The 14,381-nt window shown below is 71.5% G+C and carries 13 protein-coding genes; 7 read left to right on the top strand and 6 right to left on the bottom strand.

Annotated features, from left to right (window positions below):
* Window positions 1–332 precede the first annotated feature (332 nt).
* Entirely contained in the window at window positions 333–1,844 is a 1,512-nt protein-coding gene (gene rpsA / locus ACWCPY_RS07340) for a 30S ribosomal protein S1 (RefSeq protein ID WP_072483117.1), read from the top strand.
* 97 nt (window positions 1,845–1,941) lie between these two features.
* On the opposite strand, the gene ACWCPY_RS07335 is transcribed toward rpsA, so the two are convergent.
* Window positions 1,942–2,904, bottom strand: coding sequence for a right-handed parallel beta-helix repeat-containing protein (locus ACWCPY_RS07335; RefSeq protein ID WP_451263358.1), 963 nt, complete (start codon window positions 2,902–2,904; stop codon window positions 1,942–1,944).
* A gap of 472 nt (window positions 2,905–3,376) precedes the next feature.
* Here ACWCPY_RS07335 and ACWCPY_RS07330 point away from each other — a divergent pair, with 472 nt between their 5' ends.
* The 3 genes from ACWCPY_RS07330 to ACWCPY_RS07320 all read left to right on the top strand — a co-directional run bounded on the left by ACWCPY_RS07330 (window position 3,377) and on the right by ACWCPY_RS07320 (window position 5,414).
* The gene (locus ACWCPY_RS07330; protein WP_451263357.1) at window positions 3,377–4,315 is read left to right on the top strand and encodes a PAC2 family protein; all 939 of its coding nucleotides are present in this window, start codon (window positions 3,377–3,379) and stop codon (window positions 4,313–4,315) included.
* Between the two features lie 39 nt (window positions 4,316–4,354).
* A complete protein-coding gene (gene coaE, locus ACWCPY_RS07325; protein WP_451263356.1) occupies window positions 4,355–4,957 on the top strand; it encodes a dephospho-CoA kinase in 603 nt (200 codons plus the stop codon).
* A gap of 88 nt (window positions 4,958–5,045) precedes the next feature.
* Window positions 5,046–5,414: a tetratricopeptide repeat protein gene (locus ACWCPY_RS07320; protein WP_329816973.1), complete on the top strand. Its 369-nt coding sequence runs from the start codon at window positions 5,046–5,048 to the stop codon at window positions 5,412–5,414.
* A 40-nt stretch (window positions 5,415–5,454) separates the two neighbouring features.
* Here ACWCPY_RS07320 and ACWCPY_RS07315 read toward each other — a convergent pair whose 3' ends face one another.
* The gene (locus tag ACWCPY_RS07315) at window positions 5,455–5,733 is read right to left on the bottom strand and encodes a DUF6343 family protein (RefSeq protein WP_451263355.1); all 279 of its coding nucleotides are present in this window, start codon (window positions 5,731–5,733) and stop codon (window positions 5,455–5,457) included.
* A gap of 81 nt (window positions 5,734–5,814) precedes the next feature.
* On the opposite strand from ACWCPY_RS07315, the gene ACWCPY_RS07310 reads away from it, so the two are divergent.
* The gene (locus ACWCPY_RS07310) at window positions 5,815–6,942 is read left to right on the top strand and encodes an ADP-ribosylglycohydrolase family protein (protein ID WP_451263354.1); all 1,128 of its coding nucleotides are present in this window, start codon (window positions 5,815–5,817) and stop codon (window positions 6,940–6,942) included.
* Window positions 6,943–7,006: 64 nt separating this feature from the next.
* Here the strand turns inward: ACWCPY_RS07310 and ACWCPY_RS07305 are convergent, their stop codons facing one another.
* The 3 genes from ACWCPY_RS07305 to ACWCPY_RS07295 are packed head-to-tail and all read right to left on the bottom strand — an operon-like array spanning window position 7,007 to window position 11,036.
* On the bottom strand, window positions 7,007–8,104 hold the full coding sequence (locus ACWCPY_RS07305; protein WP_451263353.1) for a tyrosine-protein phosphatase: 1,098 nt from the start codon (window positions 8,102–8,104) through the stop codon (window positions 7,007–7,009).
* Window positions 8,105–8,144: 40 nt separating this feature from the next.
* On the bottom strand, window positions 8,145–10,136 hold the full coding sequence (locus tag ACWCPY_RS07300) for a hypothetical protein (protein ID WP_451263352.1): 1,992 nt from the start codon (window positions 10,134–10,136) through the stop codon (window positions 8,145–8,147).
* 6 nt (window positions 10,137–10,142) lie between these two features.
* Window positions 10,143–11,036: an SGNH/GDSL hydrolase family protein gene (locus tag ACWCPY_RS07295; protein WP_451263351.1), complete on the bottom strand. Its 894-nt coding sequence runs from the start codon at window positions 11,034–11,036 to the stop codon at window positions 10,143–10,145.
* Between the two features lie 193 nt (window positions 11,037–11,229).
* Here ACWCPY_RS07295 and ACWCPY_RS07290 point away from each other — a divergent pair, with 193 nt between their 5' ends.
* Window positions 11,230–12,444 (top strand): PucR family transcriptional regulator, encoded by a 1,215-nt coding sequence (locus ACWCPY_RS07290; protein WP_451263489.1) that lies wholly within the window; start codon window positions 11,230–11,232, stop codon window positions 12,442–12,444.
* 278 nt (window positions 12,445–12,722) lie between these two features.
* Here ACWCPY_RS07290 and ACWCPY_RS07285 read toward each other — a convergent pair whose 3' ends face one another.
* Complete coding sequence (locus ACWCPY_RS07285; protein WP_451263350.1) at window positions 12,723–13,070, bottom strand: hypothetical protein; 348 nt, start codon at window positions 13,068–13,070, stop codon at window positions 12,723–12,725.
* Window positions 13,071–13,295: 225 nt separating this feature from the next.
* On the opposite strand from ACWCPY_RS07285, the gene ACWCPY_RS07280 reads away from it, so the two are divergent.
* Window positions 13,296–14,327: an SPFH domain-containing protein gene (locus ACWCPY_RS07280; protein ID WP_451263349.1), complete on the top strand. Its 1,032-nt coding sequence runs from the start codon at window positions 13,296–13,298 to the stop codon at window positions 14,325–14,327.
* Window positions 14,328–14,381 lie beyond the last annotated feature (54 nt).

The raw sequence follows: 14,381 nt of genomic DNA, 5'->3' as shown, positions 1-14,381 counted from the left end.
TACGGCTCCCGTGCCCATGGGATGTCTCCTGGGCCGATCTGGCCTCGGGGAACACGAGTTGCGCCGGATATGAGCCGTTGCGCCCCCGGTGTGCGCCTTCGCGCATTGACCGTGCCCGGCTGCCCCCGTATGCTACAAGTTGCGCTGCGAGCCTGCGCGCCTCAGACCTAGCAGGCCGCGCTCGCATCTGTTGTATGTCCCCTCGGTTCACGAGGCGCCTCCCGTCCGGCGGGATCGGCGCTTCCCGAGCTGTCCGGCTTCTGCAGAGGTGATACGGGCTCCCGGCGTAGCAGTACCTACGACTCACTGTCCGTACCGGAGCCCTTTCCCACATGACGAGCAGCACCGAGACCACCGCCACCACCCCGCAGGTAGCGGTCAACGACATCGGTAACGAGGAAGCCTTCCTCGCCGCGATCGACGAGACGATCAAGTACTTCAACGACGGCGACATCGTCGACGGCGTCATCGTGAAGGTCGACCGGGACGAGGTCCTGCTCGACATCGGTTACAAGACCGAAGGCGTCATCCCTTCCCGCGAGCTTTCGATCAAGCACGACGTCGACCCGAACGAGGTCGTCAAGGTCGGCGACGAGATCGAGGCCCTGGTTCTCCAGAAGGAGGACAAGGAAGGCCGTCTCATCCTGTCCAAGAAGCGCGCTCAGTACGAGCGTGCCTGGGGCACGATCGAGAAGATCAAGGAAGAGGACGGCATCGTCACCGGTACCGTCATCGAGGTCGTCAAGGGTGGTCTCATCCTCGACATCGGCCTCCGTGGCTTCCTGCCGGCCTCCCTCGTCGAGATGCGCCGCGTCCGCGACCTCCAGCCCTACGTGGGCAAGGAGCTCGAGGCCAAGATCATCGAGCTGGACAAGAACCGCAACAACGTGGTCCTGTCCCGCCGTGCCTGGCTGGAGCAGACCCAGAGCGAGGTCCGCCAGACGTTCCTCACGACCCTGCAGAAGGGCCAGGTCCGCTCCGGCGTCGTCTCCTCGATCGTCAACTTCGGTGCGTTCGTGGACCTCGGCGGCGTCGACGGTCTCGTGCACGTCTCCGAGCTCTCCTGGAAGCACATCGACCACCCCTCCGAGGTTGTCGAGGTCGGCCAGGAAGTCACCGTCGAGGTTCTCGACGTGGACATGGACCGCGAGCGCGTCTCCCTGTCGCTCAAGGCGACGCAGGAAGACCCGTGGCAGCAGTTCGCCCGCACGCACCAGATCGGGCAGGTCGTTCCCGGTAAGGTCACCAAGCTCGTTCCGTTCGGTGCGTTCGTGCGCGTCGACGAGGGCATCGAGGGTCTGGTCCACATCTCCGAGCTGGCCGAGCGCCACGTGGAGATCCCGGAGCAGGTCGTCCAGGTCAACGACGAGATCTTCGTCAAGGTCATCGACATCGACCTCGAGCGTCGTCGCATCAGCCTCTCGCTGAAGCAGGCCAACGAGTCCTTCGGTGCCGACCCGGCCTCGGTCGAGTTCGACCCGACCCTGTACGGCATGGCCGCGTCCTACGACGACCAGGGCAACTACATCTACCCCGAGGGCTTCGACCCCGAGACCAACGACTGGCTCGAGGGCTACGAGACCCAGCGCGAGGCGTGGGAGACGCAGTACGCCGAGGCGCAGCAGCGCTTCGAGCAGCACCAGGCCCAGGTCATCAAGTCCCGCGAGGCCGACGAGGCCGCTGCTGCCGAGGGCGCTGCCGCCCCGGCCGGTGGCGCCCCGGCTGCCTCCGGCGGCAGCGGTGGCGGCTCGTACTCCTCGGAGTCCGCGGACAACTCCGGCGCCCTGGCGTCGGACGAGGCCCTGGCCGCCCTGCGCGAGAAGCTGGCGGGCGGCCAGAGCTGACGCTCTGCACCCCCTCCGGTCGATGATCGACCGCAGTAGCTGAAAAGTGAGGCCCGCTCCCTTCGGGGAGCGGGCCTCACTCGTTTCCGCCGGGCGGTTACGGCGTGACGGCGATATTGGTGAGGCCCTTGCCGCCGGTCACCGTGTTGCTGCTGTGGACGGTGGTCGGGCAGCTCGCGCCGTAGTTGGTGACGTTGATCGCGATCTGCTTGTCGCCCTTGGCGCCGGTCAGGTCCGAGGTGTTGTCGCGGAAGACGCTGCCGCAGCCCCAGCCGCTCTGCTGGGTGTGGGTCTCGTAGCCGTTGTTGGTCGTACGGGAGCCCCTGTTGCCCTCGACCAGGACGTCGTTGCCCTTCACGTCGACCCAGGAGTCGTCGTAGTTGGCGCCGGTCAGCCCGCTGCCGTCGAAGGTGTTGCCGATGATCCTCGCCCCGGTGGTGCCCTCCTTGATGTCGACGTTCTCGCCGCCGACCCCCGGACCGATCGTGTTGTCCAGGATCTGGACCCGGTCGCTCCGGTCGGAGAGATCGCCGGCCGTTCCGACGTAGACGCCCTCGCCCATGCCGCGGCCGTCGTGCCCGGTGTCGTAGATCCGGGAGTTCCTGATGACGCCGTCCTTGCTGGACTTGCGGAAGTGGACGCCCTCCATGTCCAGGTCGTGCACGGTCACCGAATCGATGACTACGCCGGTGGCGGTGTCGGCCATGATGCCCTTCTGGCCGCCGGTGACGGTGATGCCCTTGACGGTCCAGTAGGAGGCGCCGTTGAGGTGCAGTCCGTAGCCCCCGCCGGCCGTGAGGACCGCCTTGGCGGAGCCGGTGAGGGTGATCCGGGCGGAGGCGGTGCCGGGGACGGTCGCCTTGAAGTTGCCGGTGTAGGTGCCGTCGGCGAGCCGGATCGTGTCGCCGGGACCCGCGGCGGTGAGGGCCGACTTGAGCTGGGCGGCGGTGCTCACATCGATGACCGTGGCCGCGCCCGCCGTGGTGGCGGAGGCGAGGGCCGGGCCGCCGGTGGCGAGCGCGGTGGCCAGCAGGGCGGGGAGCAGCGTGCGGGTGCGCATGGGGGTGCCTTCCCGTCGAGGTGTTCGAGATTCTCGTACATGAATGTGGGGCGAGTCTCTGAACGTGCTGCCCAGTGACGGTAGGGACGCGGTGCGGCCGTGTCAATGTCTGGACCAATGCCCGCAGGGCGGGGGAGTGGGGCGGGCGAGGTGTGCGGGTGAACGGGAGAACGCTTGTGGGGTACTTGGGAATCGGGCGCCCGTGACGCACCCCGGTGAGGGTCCCGGCGGTCCCTGACCTGTCGTGAACTCGGCTTTCCCGCACGGTTGTTCACCGACGTGAACATCAACGCCCGTGCCCTTGGCGCCGATGCTGGTGTTCCCGGCGGACGGGCGGGCGTCCGCCGCTGTCGACGGGACCCGGGTTCCCGCACTCGTTCCGGCATGAACCGGTGGCTGAAAGGGCACAGTCCGGGAATGCATGTGCCCTGCCGGACGTTCTTCTCCAGGAACACGAGGAGGAGCGGTAACCGTGGCTGATCCGCAGAGTTTGTACGAATGGGAGCCGAAGGGCCTGGCCGTCGTCGACATGGCGCTCGCCCAGGAGTCGGCCGGCCTGGTCATGCTCTACCACTTCGACGGATACATCGACGCGGGCGAGACCGGCGAGCAGATCGTGGACGGCCTGCTCGAAACGCTGCCGCACCAGGTGGTGGCCAGCTTCGACCACGACCGTCTCGTCGACTACCGCGCACGGCGCCCGCTGCTGACCTTCCGGCGCGACCGCTGGGCCGCCTACGAGACCCCGACGCTCGACGTCAGGGTCGTGCAGGACGCCACCGGAGCGCCCTTCCTGCTGCTGTCCGGGCCCGAGCCCGATGTGGAGTGGGAGCGCTTCGCCGCCGCCGTCGAGCAGATCGTCGAGCGCCTCGGCGTCCGCCTCGCGGTGAATTTCCACGGCATCCCGATGGGCGTCCCGCACACCCGCCCCGTGGGCATCACCCCGCACGGCAACCGCACGGACCTCATGCCCGGCCACCGCAGCCCCTTCGACGAGGCACAGGTGCCCGGCTCCGCGGAAGCCCTGGTGGAGTACCGGCTGATGGAGGCCGGACACGACGTCCTCGGTGTCGCCGCCCACGTCCCGCACTACGTGGCCCGCTCCGCGTACCCGGACGCGGCGCTCACCGCGCTGGAGTCGATCACGGCCGCGACCGGCCTGGTGCTGCCGACCGTCGCCCATGCCCTGCGCACGGAGGCGCACCGCACCCAGACCGAGATCGACCGGCAGATCGACCAGGGCGACGAGGAGCTCGTCTCGCTCGTCGAGGGCCTTGAGCACCAGTACGACGCGGTCGCCGGATCCGAGACCCGCGGCAATCTGGTGGCCGAGCCGGTGGACCTGCCGTCCGCCGACGAGATCGGCCTCGAATTCGAGCGGTTCCTCGCGGAGCGCGAGGGAGACGCCTGACCCCTTCCGCCGCTCCGTGCGCGTACTAGGCTGCCGGTCATGCTGAAAGTGGGCCTGACCGGTGGGATCGGTGCCGGCAAGAGTGAAGTGTCCCGGCTGTTCGTCGGATACGGAGCCGTGCTGATCGACGCGGACCGGATCGCCCGCGAGGTCGTCGAGCCGGGGACACCCGGGCTCGCGGCCGTCGTCGAGGAGTTCGGAGCCGGTGTCCTCACCGCCGACGGCACCCTGGACCGGCCGAAGCTCGGCTCGATCGTCTTCTCCGACGCCGACCGGCTCGCCGCGCTCAACGCGATCGTCCACCCGCTGGTCGGCGCCCGCTCCGCCGAGCTGGAGCGGGCCGCGGGGCCGGACGCGGTCGTCGTCCACGACGTACCCCTCCTCACCGAGAACGGCCTGGCGCCGCTCTACGACCTGGTCGTCGTCGTGGACGCGAGCCCCGCGACGCAGCTCGACCGGCTGGTACGGCTGCGCGGCATGACCGAGCCCGAGGCCCGCGCCCGGATGGCCGCCCAGGCCACCCGGGAGGAGCGCCGGGCCGTGGCCGACCTGATCATCGACAACGACGGACCGCTGGAGGACCTGGAGCCGCAGGTGCGCAAGGTCTGGTCGGAACTGACCGAGCGGGCCGCGGCCGGCTGACCCCGGCAGCCGGTCCGCCGGCCCCGGCGCGGAATACCGGCCCCCGGCCGGACGTTGTGGACCCGGTGACGAAGGGAAGGACGAGACCGTGCCCGAGAGGACCCCCGAGACCGACGTCATCGATTTCCGCGCCGCCGAACACCTGCTGGCGGCGCGCGACCCCCGTGGCGCGGTGAAGCTGCTCGATTCGGTGATCGCGGCCCATCCGGAGAACACCGCCGCCCGGCTGCTGCGCGCCCGTGCGTTCTTCGCCGCCGCCCAGCTGCGCCCCGCCGAGCTCGAATTCGAACTCGTCCTGGAACGCGAACCGGACAACGCCTTCGCGCACTTCGCGCTGGCCCGCACCTTCGAGCGCGCCGGCCGCACCGACCGGGCCGCCCGCCACTTCCGGCTGGCAGCCGCGCTCGACCCGAACCCGGAGTATCTGAAGGCGGCCCGCTTCCCCGCCCAGGACTGAGACCGCGGCGCCGGGCGGGTACGCGCCCGCCCGGCCCGGTTCAGTGCCCGTATCTGCCGCGGCCGCCGTGGTCGGGTTCGTACGGCGGTACATCGCGGCCGGGCTGGTAGTGCGGGCCCTGGTGGATGTGGTGGACGATCACCGTCAGGTCCACGAGGACCAGCAGGAGCAGCAGGCCGCAGGCGGCGGCCCAGCCCGGCCGGTCGGTCATCGTGAAGGCGGCCAGGCCGAAGACGGCCCAGGCCAGCCCCCATAGACTCAGCCAGAGCCGCAGCCGCAGTGGACTGCGGGCAGTCGTCGGTTCATTGCCGGTACGCATGGCGATCGCCTCTCCTACCAGGATGGACCCGCGACGGATTTTTTGGGGCGACCCGTCGACACCGGATTGGGGAGAGCGTGCGTGAACGGCACATCGTGGGAGGACCGCACAGGCCGCAGGGCGAGGGTCCGGGGCTGTCTGCTGGGCGGGGCGATCGGGGACGCGCTGGGCAACCCGGTGGAGTTCCTGTCCCTGGCCGGTATCCGCCGCGCGCACGGTGAGCACGGCGTACAGGGGCTGCTCCCGGACGACGAGGGCGTCGTCGGGCGGGTCACGGACGACACACAGATGACCCTGTTCACCGCCGAAGGGCTGATCAGGGCCCATGTCCGGGCGATGTCGAAGGGCGGCACCGACGACGGCGGCGCCGAGACCCGGATCGTACGGAACGCCTATCTGCGCTGGCTGGACACCCAGAACCATCCCGCGCCGCCGGCCCGCGGCGGCGACAACCCGGTGCGTACCGGCCGGCTCAGGCAGCAGCCCTGGCTCTACGCGCGCCGCGCCCCCGGCAACGCCTGCCTGACCGGGCTCGCGACCGGTCACGTCCCCGAACCGAGGGGCCGGCTCGGTGAGCCCGGACCCGTCAACACCGGCTCCAAGGGATGCGGGACGGTGATGCGGTCCGCCCCCTTCGGCCTGGTGGGGGAGGATGCCGAGGCGTCCTTCCGGCTCGCCTACTGGTGCGCGCAGATCACCCACGGCCACCCCACCGGTGCGTACGCAGCCGGGGCCTTCGCCGCGATCGTCGCCCACCTCCTGGAGGGGGACTCGACGGAGGGCGCCGTACTGCGGGCCATGGAGCTGTTGCGCCGCCACCCGGGGCACGAGGAGACGTCCGCGGCGCTGCGTGCCGCCGTCGACCTGGCCGCACAGGGCGCGCCGAGCGGCGAGAAGGTGGAGACGCTGGGCGCGGGCTGGGTCGCCGAGGAGGCCCTCGCCATCGCCGTGTACAGCGCCCTCGTGCTGCCCCGCGCCGATCAGGTGGCCGGGGCGCTGCTGCTCTCGGTCAACCACTCGGGCGACAGCGACTCCACGGGCGCGATCTGCGGCAACCTGCTCGGCGCGCGCCACGGGGACGTACACCTTCCGCCGGCCTGGCTGGTGTCGACCGAGGGCCGGGGCGTGATCACCGAGCTGGCCGACGATCTGTGCGTGGAGTTCGAGCACGCGGTCGCCTGGCCGGCCGACCGCTACCCGGCGTACTGACGGCGGGCCCCGCCGGTGAGCGGCGGGCGCACCACTCGTCGGTACACCGGGTGCCGGCGGTGCGTCAGTCCGTCAGCAGTTTGTCGCGCAGGGCGGCCACCGTCGCGTCGTCGAGCTTCAGGCCCTCGCGTACGTAGGTGTCGAAGTCGCCGTACAGGTGGTCCACCTCGTCGAACGCCGCGCGCAGCCAGCTCAGTTCGACGGCCTTCGGGTTGCCCAGGTAGTCGTTGCTGGCCAGGAAGTCCGCCTCGACGGTCTCGCGCGGGACGCCGAGCAGGGTGAGCAGGACGGCCGTGCTCCAGCCGGTGCGGTCCTTGCCCGAGCTGCAGTGGAAGACCGTCGCGCCGGAGTCGTTCGTCGCGACGGCCGTGAGCAGGTCCCGGAAGGCGTAGTCGGCGCCCACGAAGTTGACCATGAACGGGTAGCCGATGGACTGGCCGAGGTCGGACGAGCCGGAGAACAGCCCGGCCGCGATGGCCTCGGCCAGTGTCATCAGCGCCGAGTCGTGGAAGCGGATGCCGTGGCTGAGCGACACCACGTCGGCGACCTGGTACTTCACACCGGCGGGCAGCCGGTCCGGGTCGTCGTGCCGCTCCACCGCGTTGCGCAGGTCCACATCGAGGGTGAGCCGCTGGGAGAGCAGGCGCTGCTGCTCGGCGTCGGTGAGGCTGTTGATCTTGTTGGAGCGGTAGACCAGCCCCGGGCGCACCCAGCGCCCGTCGGTGGTGCGGTAGCCGCCGATGTCCCGGAAGTTGCGGGCGGACTCGATCCCGAGCGAGCGTTCGGCGACGACGAGCGGCGAACCGCTGTCCGGCACCAGCCGGAAGTACCAGCGTCCCGCTTCGGCGAGGGTTCCGGCGGGGACGGTCAGCGAACCGGTGCCGGGAGCGGTGCCCACCGGGGTGCCGGTGGTGGCGTCGGGGGAGGTCACGGCGGTGACGGTCATCGAGGCGGCGGCGGAGGACCAGGAGAGCGTGTAGCCGCCGTCGGCGGCGCGCTCGACGGTGGCCGCGGTGAACGGCACGGCGGCGGCCCGCGCACGGGCTTCGGCGCTCGCCGCGGGCGCGCCGGCGGGAGTGGCGGCGAGGGCGGGCGGGACGAGGACCGTACCGGCGAGCAGGACGGCCGCGACGGCTGCCTGGGTGATGCGGTGCGTGCGCATGGTGCTCCTTGTCTGCATCCCTGTCGGGGTGTGGGGGGTGTCAGGAGGTGGGGGCGGCGGTGCACGGTGTGCCGCCGCAGACATCGATGACACGTCCGGTGGTCAGGAAGGTGGCCTTCTGCTGACGGGCGGCCGGCGAATTGCGGGGGTCCGAGTGGGGGTCGTGGCCGTAGACCGGCCCGGCGGGCGGGGTGTTGGTGAGCGGCGGGGTGGGCGTGCCGCTGTCCCACACCGTCATCGCAGAGCCCCGGTACGGCAGTTGTCCCGACACGACGGTCCCGATGCCCCAGTACGGAACGGTGTCCGGGCTGCGGCCCGGAGCGAGTGCCGGGGTGATCAGCCGGGCGCCGATGGTGCGCGCCTCGACGTCGGCCGCCGCGTTGGCGACCTGGTGGTCCCCGTACGCGATGTGCATCAGCACCTGATGGCGGTCGGTGAGGTGGTTGGCGTACGCGTCGGTCTCGCCGCGGTCCCACACCATCTGGAACAGCTGCAGGACGATCTGCTGGTGCAGCTTGTCCGGGTAGGCGAGGTCCAGGACCTGCTGGAACGGCGCGAAGTCGACGCTGCGGTTGAGGAGCAGGCCGTAGTTCATGCCGGTGACGCCGAGGACCCCGCGCCGGATGTCGGGCGAGGCGGCGACCAGGGCGCCGCCGAGGATTCCGCCCTGGCTGTTCCCGTCGTACCCGATGCCGTGCCGGAGGTCGACGAGAGGGCGGCCGTCCGCGTCGCGGAAGGCCGCGTCGGTGGTCAGTCCGTCGGCGTGGATCAGTGCGCGGGCGAGGAAGAGGGCGTTCAGCATGCCCTGTTCGCTGCGCTCGGGAACCGCGGGGAAGAGGTTCGGGTCGGCGAGCGCGCCGAGGACCACGGGGATGTCCTCCTCGGCCATCCCGATCCAGTCCGTCGCGCAGAACGTGAAGTTGTGCTCCGCCGCCATCGCCTTGACGTGGCCCGCGCCGACCTCGGAGCGGCGGCCGAGGAGGCCGTGCCCGTAGAGCGCGGGGTGCGAGGGGGTACGGAAGGCGGAGCGCGGTATCTCGCAGCGGAACTCGGCGGGTCGGCTGCTCCCCGGGAGCCGCCGGGGCAGGCCGTCGCGGCCTCGGTGCAGTACGGAGCCGGGCGGGCCGCCGGGCAGGTCCAGATAGCCGGGCACGCTGATCCGGCCGGTCACCTCCCGGGCGATCCGGGGGTCCTGCCCGGCCGTGAAGTCGGTGACACCGGTGACGGTGAACGCGGGCGAACGGCCGCCGAGCCGGCGGAACGCGTCGTCGCGGACGGTGAAGAGGTCGCCGGTGAGGCTGCGGGTGCTCGCGACGGTGAAGTCCCAGGCGAGGTACGTCTCTTCGGACCCCACACCGGCCCTGCGCAAGGCCTTCAGGGCAGGGCGGAGCTGATGCTGCCGGGCGTACAGCGGATGCCCCGCGGGCAGCGGTCTCCCGGCGACGGCGGCGAACGGCGCGGCGGCCGGGATCGTGCGGCCCGCCCCGTCCTTGAGGTGCCTCAGGGCGACGGCGTAGTGGTGGCCGTCGCGGAAGTTGCGCGCGGGGTGGATCAGCAGGGCCCGGCGCGCGGGGTCGGTGGCGTTGGCGTCCGCCTCGGCCCAGTACGGCCACCGCTCCCCGGTCCGGGTGTCGATCAGCACCACGGGGGCGTCCGGGGCGAGGGAGCGGCCGATGTCGGTGAGCGGGGCGGTGCCGGTCGCCGCCGGGTCGAGGCCGGGAACGTGCGCGATCAGCGTCGAGCCGGGGGAGAAGCCGTCGGACCGGTTCCAGGCCGTCGGGTCGACGGGCCGGCCGGCCGCGGCGCGCGGCAGCGTGGTGGTGCCGAAGGACACCCGGCGGCCGGTGTCGGTGGCCGGGTCGGCCCGGGTGTACCAGTCGTTCGGGAAGGGCAGCAGGCACTCGGCGGGCGCGAGCGGGTCGCAGCCGGGCCCGGACGACCCGGCGGCCCGTGCCGCGGGGGCGTCCGGGACGAGCAGGGCGGCGGCGCCGAGCGCCGCCGCCAGCAGCCCGCGCAGCAGGCGGTGGAGCAATTCCGGTCAGCTCCCCTGGAGGTGCGCGCCGATGATGGCGGCGTAGTTCGCCTCACCGTTGCGGTTGGGGTGCAGCGGGGCGGCGGCCGCGGTCGGCACGTACCCCTCCACCCACTTGTCCGACGGGGCCTGGCAGGAGTCGTGGCCCTTGCTGGGCGTGGCGAGGTCGATGTACTCGGCGCCGTGCGCCGCGCTCTGCTCGGCGATCACCGCGTTCATCCGGTCGACGCTGCCCTGGAGGAAGTCGGCGTCCACCGGGAGGACCGGCTGCAGCGGCCAGCAGCCGCCGGGCTTGATGTACAGGCCGTAACCCGTGACGATCACCCGGGCGTGCGGTGAGCGCTGGTGGATCGAGTCCAGTACGACGCCCAGCTTCGGCGCGAACTCCGCGATGCGCTGACCGACCTGGTCCACACCGCCCTCGTTGTACTTCTCCTTGCACGGCGTGGCGTTCGGGTCCAGGGTGGTGCACTTCTGCGCGATGCCGACCAGGCCGGCGTCGTTGCCGCCGATGGTCAGCGTCACCAGGTCGGTGTCCGGGCGCAGCGCGTCGAACTGCGGCGGGGCCGAACCCATCGGGATGTCGAGCAGCGACAGCGACTGCTTCTCCGTCATGTGCTTGGACGCGGCACCGCTGCAGGTGACGTCGCGCAGCGACGCACCGAGGCGCTCGGCGAGCTCGTGCGGGTAGTTGTGCGTCGAGCGGCCGCAGGCCACCGGCCCAGTGATGTCCGGAATGAGCGGCCCGGAGGCCATGGAGTCGCCGAGCGCGACATAGGACGTGGTGCCGTCCTCGGCGGCGGATGCCGGAACCGCGCCGGTTCCCACGGCCAGACCGGCCAGGGCGAGCGCGCCCACGACGGTCCTGACGGATCGACAGAAACCTTTGTGCTGCGGCATGTTCACGGAATCCTCCGACGGTGGGGGGCGGGACGTGGCATGGCGTGTGACGCCGGTCATCATGCAGACTCAACAGCCGTCGTTTAACTGGTGGGTAACGCAGACTTCTGCGGGGGAACTTGTGACGCGTGACAATCGGCCGCTCGTCATCACGGGGGACCACGGCGCCCCGGAAGGGCCGGAGGAACGGCCGCTGTCCATCGCCGGGCGCCCGGTGGCCGCGCATCTGCGCGCCCGCGTCCCGGCGCTGACCGGCCGTGTCGTCGCCCGACTGCTGGCCGATCTGCCGGTCTACGCCGGACTGCCGCACGAGGAGATCTCCGGCGACATCGCCGACATCGTCCAGCACAACCTGCGGCTCTTCGCCGACGTCGTCGAGCACCGCCGCCCCGCCACGGACACCGAACTCGCCCAGCAGCGTGACTCGGCGGCCCAGCGCGCCGAGGAGGGCGTGCCGCTGGACGCCATCCTCACCGCCTACCAGGTCGGCACGGCGATGTGCTGGCGGGAGACCGCGAAGGGGGCGCTTCCCGGCGACCTCCCCACCGTCCTGGAGATCATGGACCGGATCATGGTCCTTCAGCAGCAGCTGACCACCGCCGTCAGCGGCGCGTACCTGGAGGCGCGGAGGATCCTCGACAGCCAGGAACACGGCGGCCGGCACGCCCTGATGGCCGCCCTGCTGACCGGCGAACCCCTGGACCGTTTCACCCACCGCACCGGACTGCGCCCTGCCGCCCGCTATCTCACGATGACGCTCGCGCTCGCCCCGCACCCCGACGAGCTGGGCCAGTCACCGGGGCCGGGCGCGGGCGTCGCGGCCCGGCGCAAGATCCGCCGCGTCCGCACGGCCCTCGACCACTTCGCCGGTACGCCGACGCTCACCGCGCTCGACGCCTCCGGCGGCACGGTGCTGCTGCCCGCCGCCGAGCCACCGCCGCCGTGGCGCGGGCCGGGCGGCCTGTGCGCGCTGATCGAGGAGGCGGCCCGTGCGGCGGGTGTGCCCATCACCGCCGCGGCGGAGACCGCGGAGCCGGAGGCGGTGCCGGCCGCGGTGGCCCGTAACGCCGAGATCGTCGACCTGATCGCCCGTACCGGCCGGCCGCCCGGCCTGTACCGGCTGGCCGATGTCCTGCTGGAGTACCAGCTCAGCCGGCCCAGCGAAGCCCTGCACGGGCTCGCCCAGCTGCTGCGGCCCCTGGAGGCGAAGCCGGAGCTGCTGCGCACCCTGGAGACGTATCTCGAACTGGGTCTGGACCGGCGTGCCACCGCCGCCGCGCTGCACATCCACCCCAACACCGTCGACTACCGCATCCGCCGTATCGACCGGCTGACCGGCCTCTCCCCGGCCCGCCCGGCCGATCTCCAGCACATCAGCGCGGCACTGGTCGCCCGTCGGTCGGTGTGAAACGGGAGCGGGGCACTGTCCGCGGCCGGAACCACCGTCAACGGCCTTTCGTCCGGCGGTGCATGAGCGGACGACCGGTGCGCGGGGTCATTCGGGGACGGGTCCCGGCGTGATCGCGCCGGGCCCGGACGTTCCGCTCGCGGGAGCTCTCGAAGGATCGGTTCGAGGCGCATCTGGCGGCGGTGGGTCTGACCGTCGAACGGTATCCCACGGATGGCGGGACATGGGTGCGCGCCCTGCCCGCGTGGACGGCGGGCAGGGCCGGACGCGGTGGCCGGTCAGTGGACCGTGCTGAAGCTGCGCCACGGCAGGGCGGAGCGCCCGTTGACATCGCTGAACGTCGTCGCGAGGTACGTCGTCCCCGGACCGGTGCAGTCGAGCGTGCGGTACAGGATGATGTCGACCAGGGTGCCGTTGTCCACCGCCTTGGCGCCCGCGGGGGCGAGCCGGTGGCAGCCCTTCACGGACGGGCTGTTGACCATGATCACGGCACCCCGCTCCGTCGTGTAGGTGATCGGTCCGACCGCGGTCCGGCCGAGGCCGGAACAGCCTGCGACGGTGAGTGTCAGGAGCGCGGTCCCGGCTGCGATGCCGAGGCGGCGGCGTCGGTGAGCGATCACGGGCATGGGCGGGTCCTCGTCTACGGAGTACGTGCTGACGCTGGACACCCTGCCCCCTCCGCCGCGCCCCGGCATCCGGGGCGCGGCCGGGCGGGGGGACGGCCGCAGCGGCGGGGTCCCGTCCGTGTTCCTATTGATTGATACTGGGCATACCGTGGTAATAGCGGCTGAATCGTACAATTCATTTGATTCAGTCGGATTCAGTCAGTTTTCGGCTTTCAGGGGGCCGACATGGTCCAGGATCTCGTGATCGCGATAGTGGCGGCGGCCTCGGTGGGCACGCTGTACCTGGCTGCGGCGGCCAAGGTCGTCAAGCAGTACGAGCGGGGCGTCGTGCTGAGGCTGGGCCGGCTCCGTGACGACGTTCGAGGACCCGGTTTCACCACGGTGATCCCCGGCATCGAGCGGCTGCGCAAGGTCAACATGCAGATCGTGACGATGCCGGTGCCGGCGCAGGACGGGATCACCCGGGACAACGTGACGGTGCGGGTGGACGCGGTCATCTACTTCAAGGTGGTGGACGCGGCGAGCGCCGTGATCCAGGTGGAGGACTACCGGTTCGCGGTGTCGCAGATGGCACAGACCTCACTGCGGTCGATCATCGGCAAGAGCGATCTGGACGATCTGCTGTCCAACCGCGAGAAGCTGAACCAGGGCCTTGAGCTGATGATCGACAGCCCCGCGGTCGGATGGGGTGTGCAGATCGACCGGGTGGAGATCAAGGACGTCTCGCTGCCGGAGACGATGAAACGCTCCATGGCCCGCCAGGCCGAGGCCGACCGTGAGCGGCGTGCCCGGGTCATCAACGCGGACGCCGAGCTCCAGGCGTCGAAGAAGCTCGCCGAGGCGGCGGGGGAGATGTCCGCCCAGCCGGCCGCGCTCCAACTGCGTCTGCTGCAGACGGTGGTGGCGGTCGCGGCGGAGAAGAACTCCACGCTGGTGCTGCCGTTCCCGGTGGAGCTGCTCCGCTTCCTGGAGCGGGCGCAGCAGCCCGCGCAGCAAGAGCCGGCCCCACCGGCGCAGAGCGCCCAGCCGCCGCGGCCGGCACAGCCGCAACGCCATGCGCAGCCGTCCCGCCCCGCCGACCGCTCGCAGCGCCCCGCGCAGGCCCAGCGCCCGGCCGCGGCCCAGGCCCGGCCGGGGCCGCAGCAGCCGTCGGCCGTGGGGCCGGCGCCCATGCCGGCGCCCCCGGCCGCCGTGCCCGCGCCCCCGGCCGCCGTGCCCGCACGGCCGTCCCGTCCGAAGCCGCTGGCCAAGCACTGAGGACCGGTTGTCGGACCCCCCGCCTAGACTCGCAGGAGTCATGAGGATCGAGCC

Source organism: Streptomyces sp. NPDC002403, assembly GCF_053593015.1.
The sequence above is the reverse complement of the archived record's forward strand: the minus strand, read 5'-3'. Positions and strand labels throughout refer to the sequence as shown.

Excerpts from the sequence above, each read along its gene's own strand:
- rpsA (WP_072483117.1), top strand. The coding sequence starts at position 333 with ATGACGAGCAGCACCGAGACCACCGCCACCACCCCGCAGGTAGCGGTC.
- ACWCPY_RS07335 (WP_451263358.1), bottom strand. The coding sequence starts at position 2,904 with ATGCGCACCCGCACGCTGCTCCCCGCCCTGCTGGCCACCGCGCTCGCC.
- coaE (WP_451263356.1), top strand. The coding sequence starts at position 4,355 with ATGCTGAAAGTGGGCCTGACCGGTGGGATCGGTGCCGGCAAGAGTGAA.
- ACWCPY_RS07315 (WP_451263355.1), bottom strand. The coding sequence starts at position 5,733 with ATGCGTACCGGCAATGAACCGACGACTGCCCGCAGTCCACTGCGGCTG.
- ACWCPY_RS07305 (WP_451263353.1), bottom strand. The coding sequence starts at position 8,104 with ATGCGCACGCACCGCATCACCCAGGCAGCCGTCGCGGCCGTCCTGCTC.
- ACWCPY_RS07295 (WP_451263351.1), bottom strand. The coding sequence starts at position 11,036 with ATGCCGCAGCACAAAGGTTTCTGTCGATCCGTCAGGACCGTCGTGGGC.
- ACWCPY_RS07285 (WP_451263350.1), bottom strand. The coding sequence starts at position 13,070 with ATGCCCGTGATCGCTCACCGACGCCGCCGCCTCGGCATCGCAGCCGGG.
- ACWCPY_RS07280 (WP_451263349.1), top strand. The coding sequence starts at position 13,296 with ATGGTCCAGGATCTCGTGATCGCGATAGTGGCGGCGGCCTCGGTGGGC.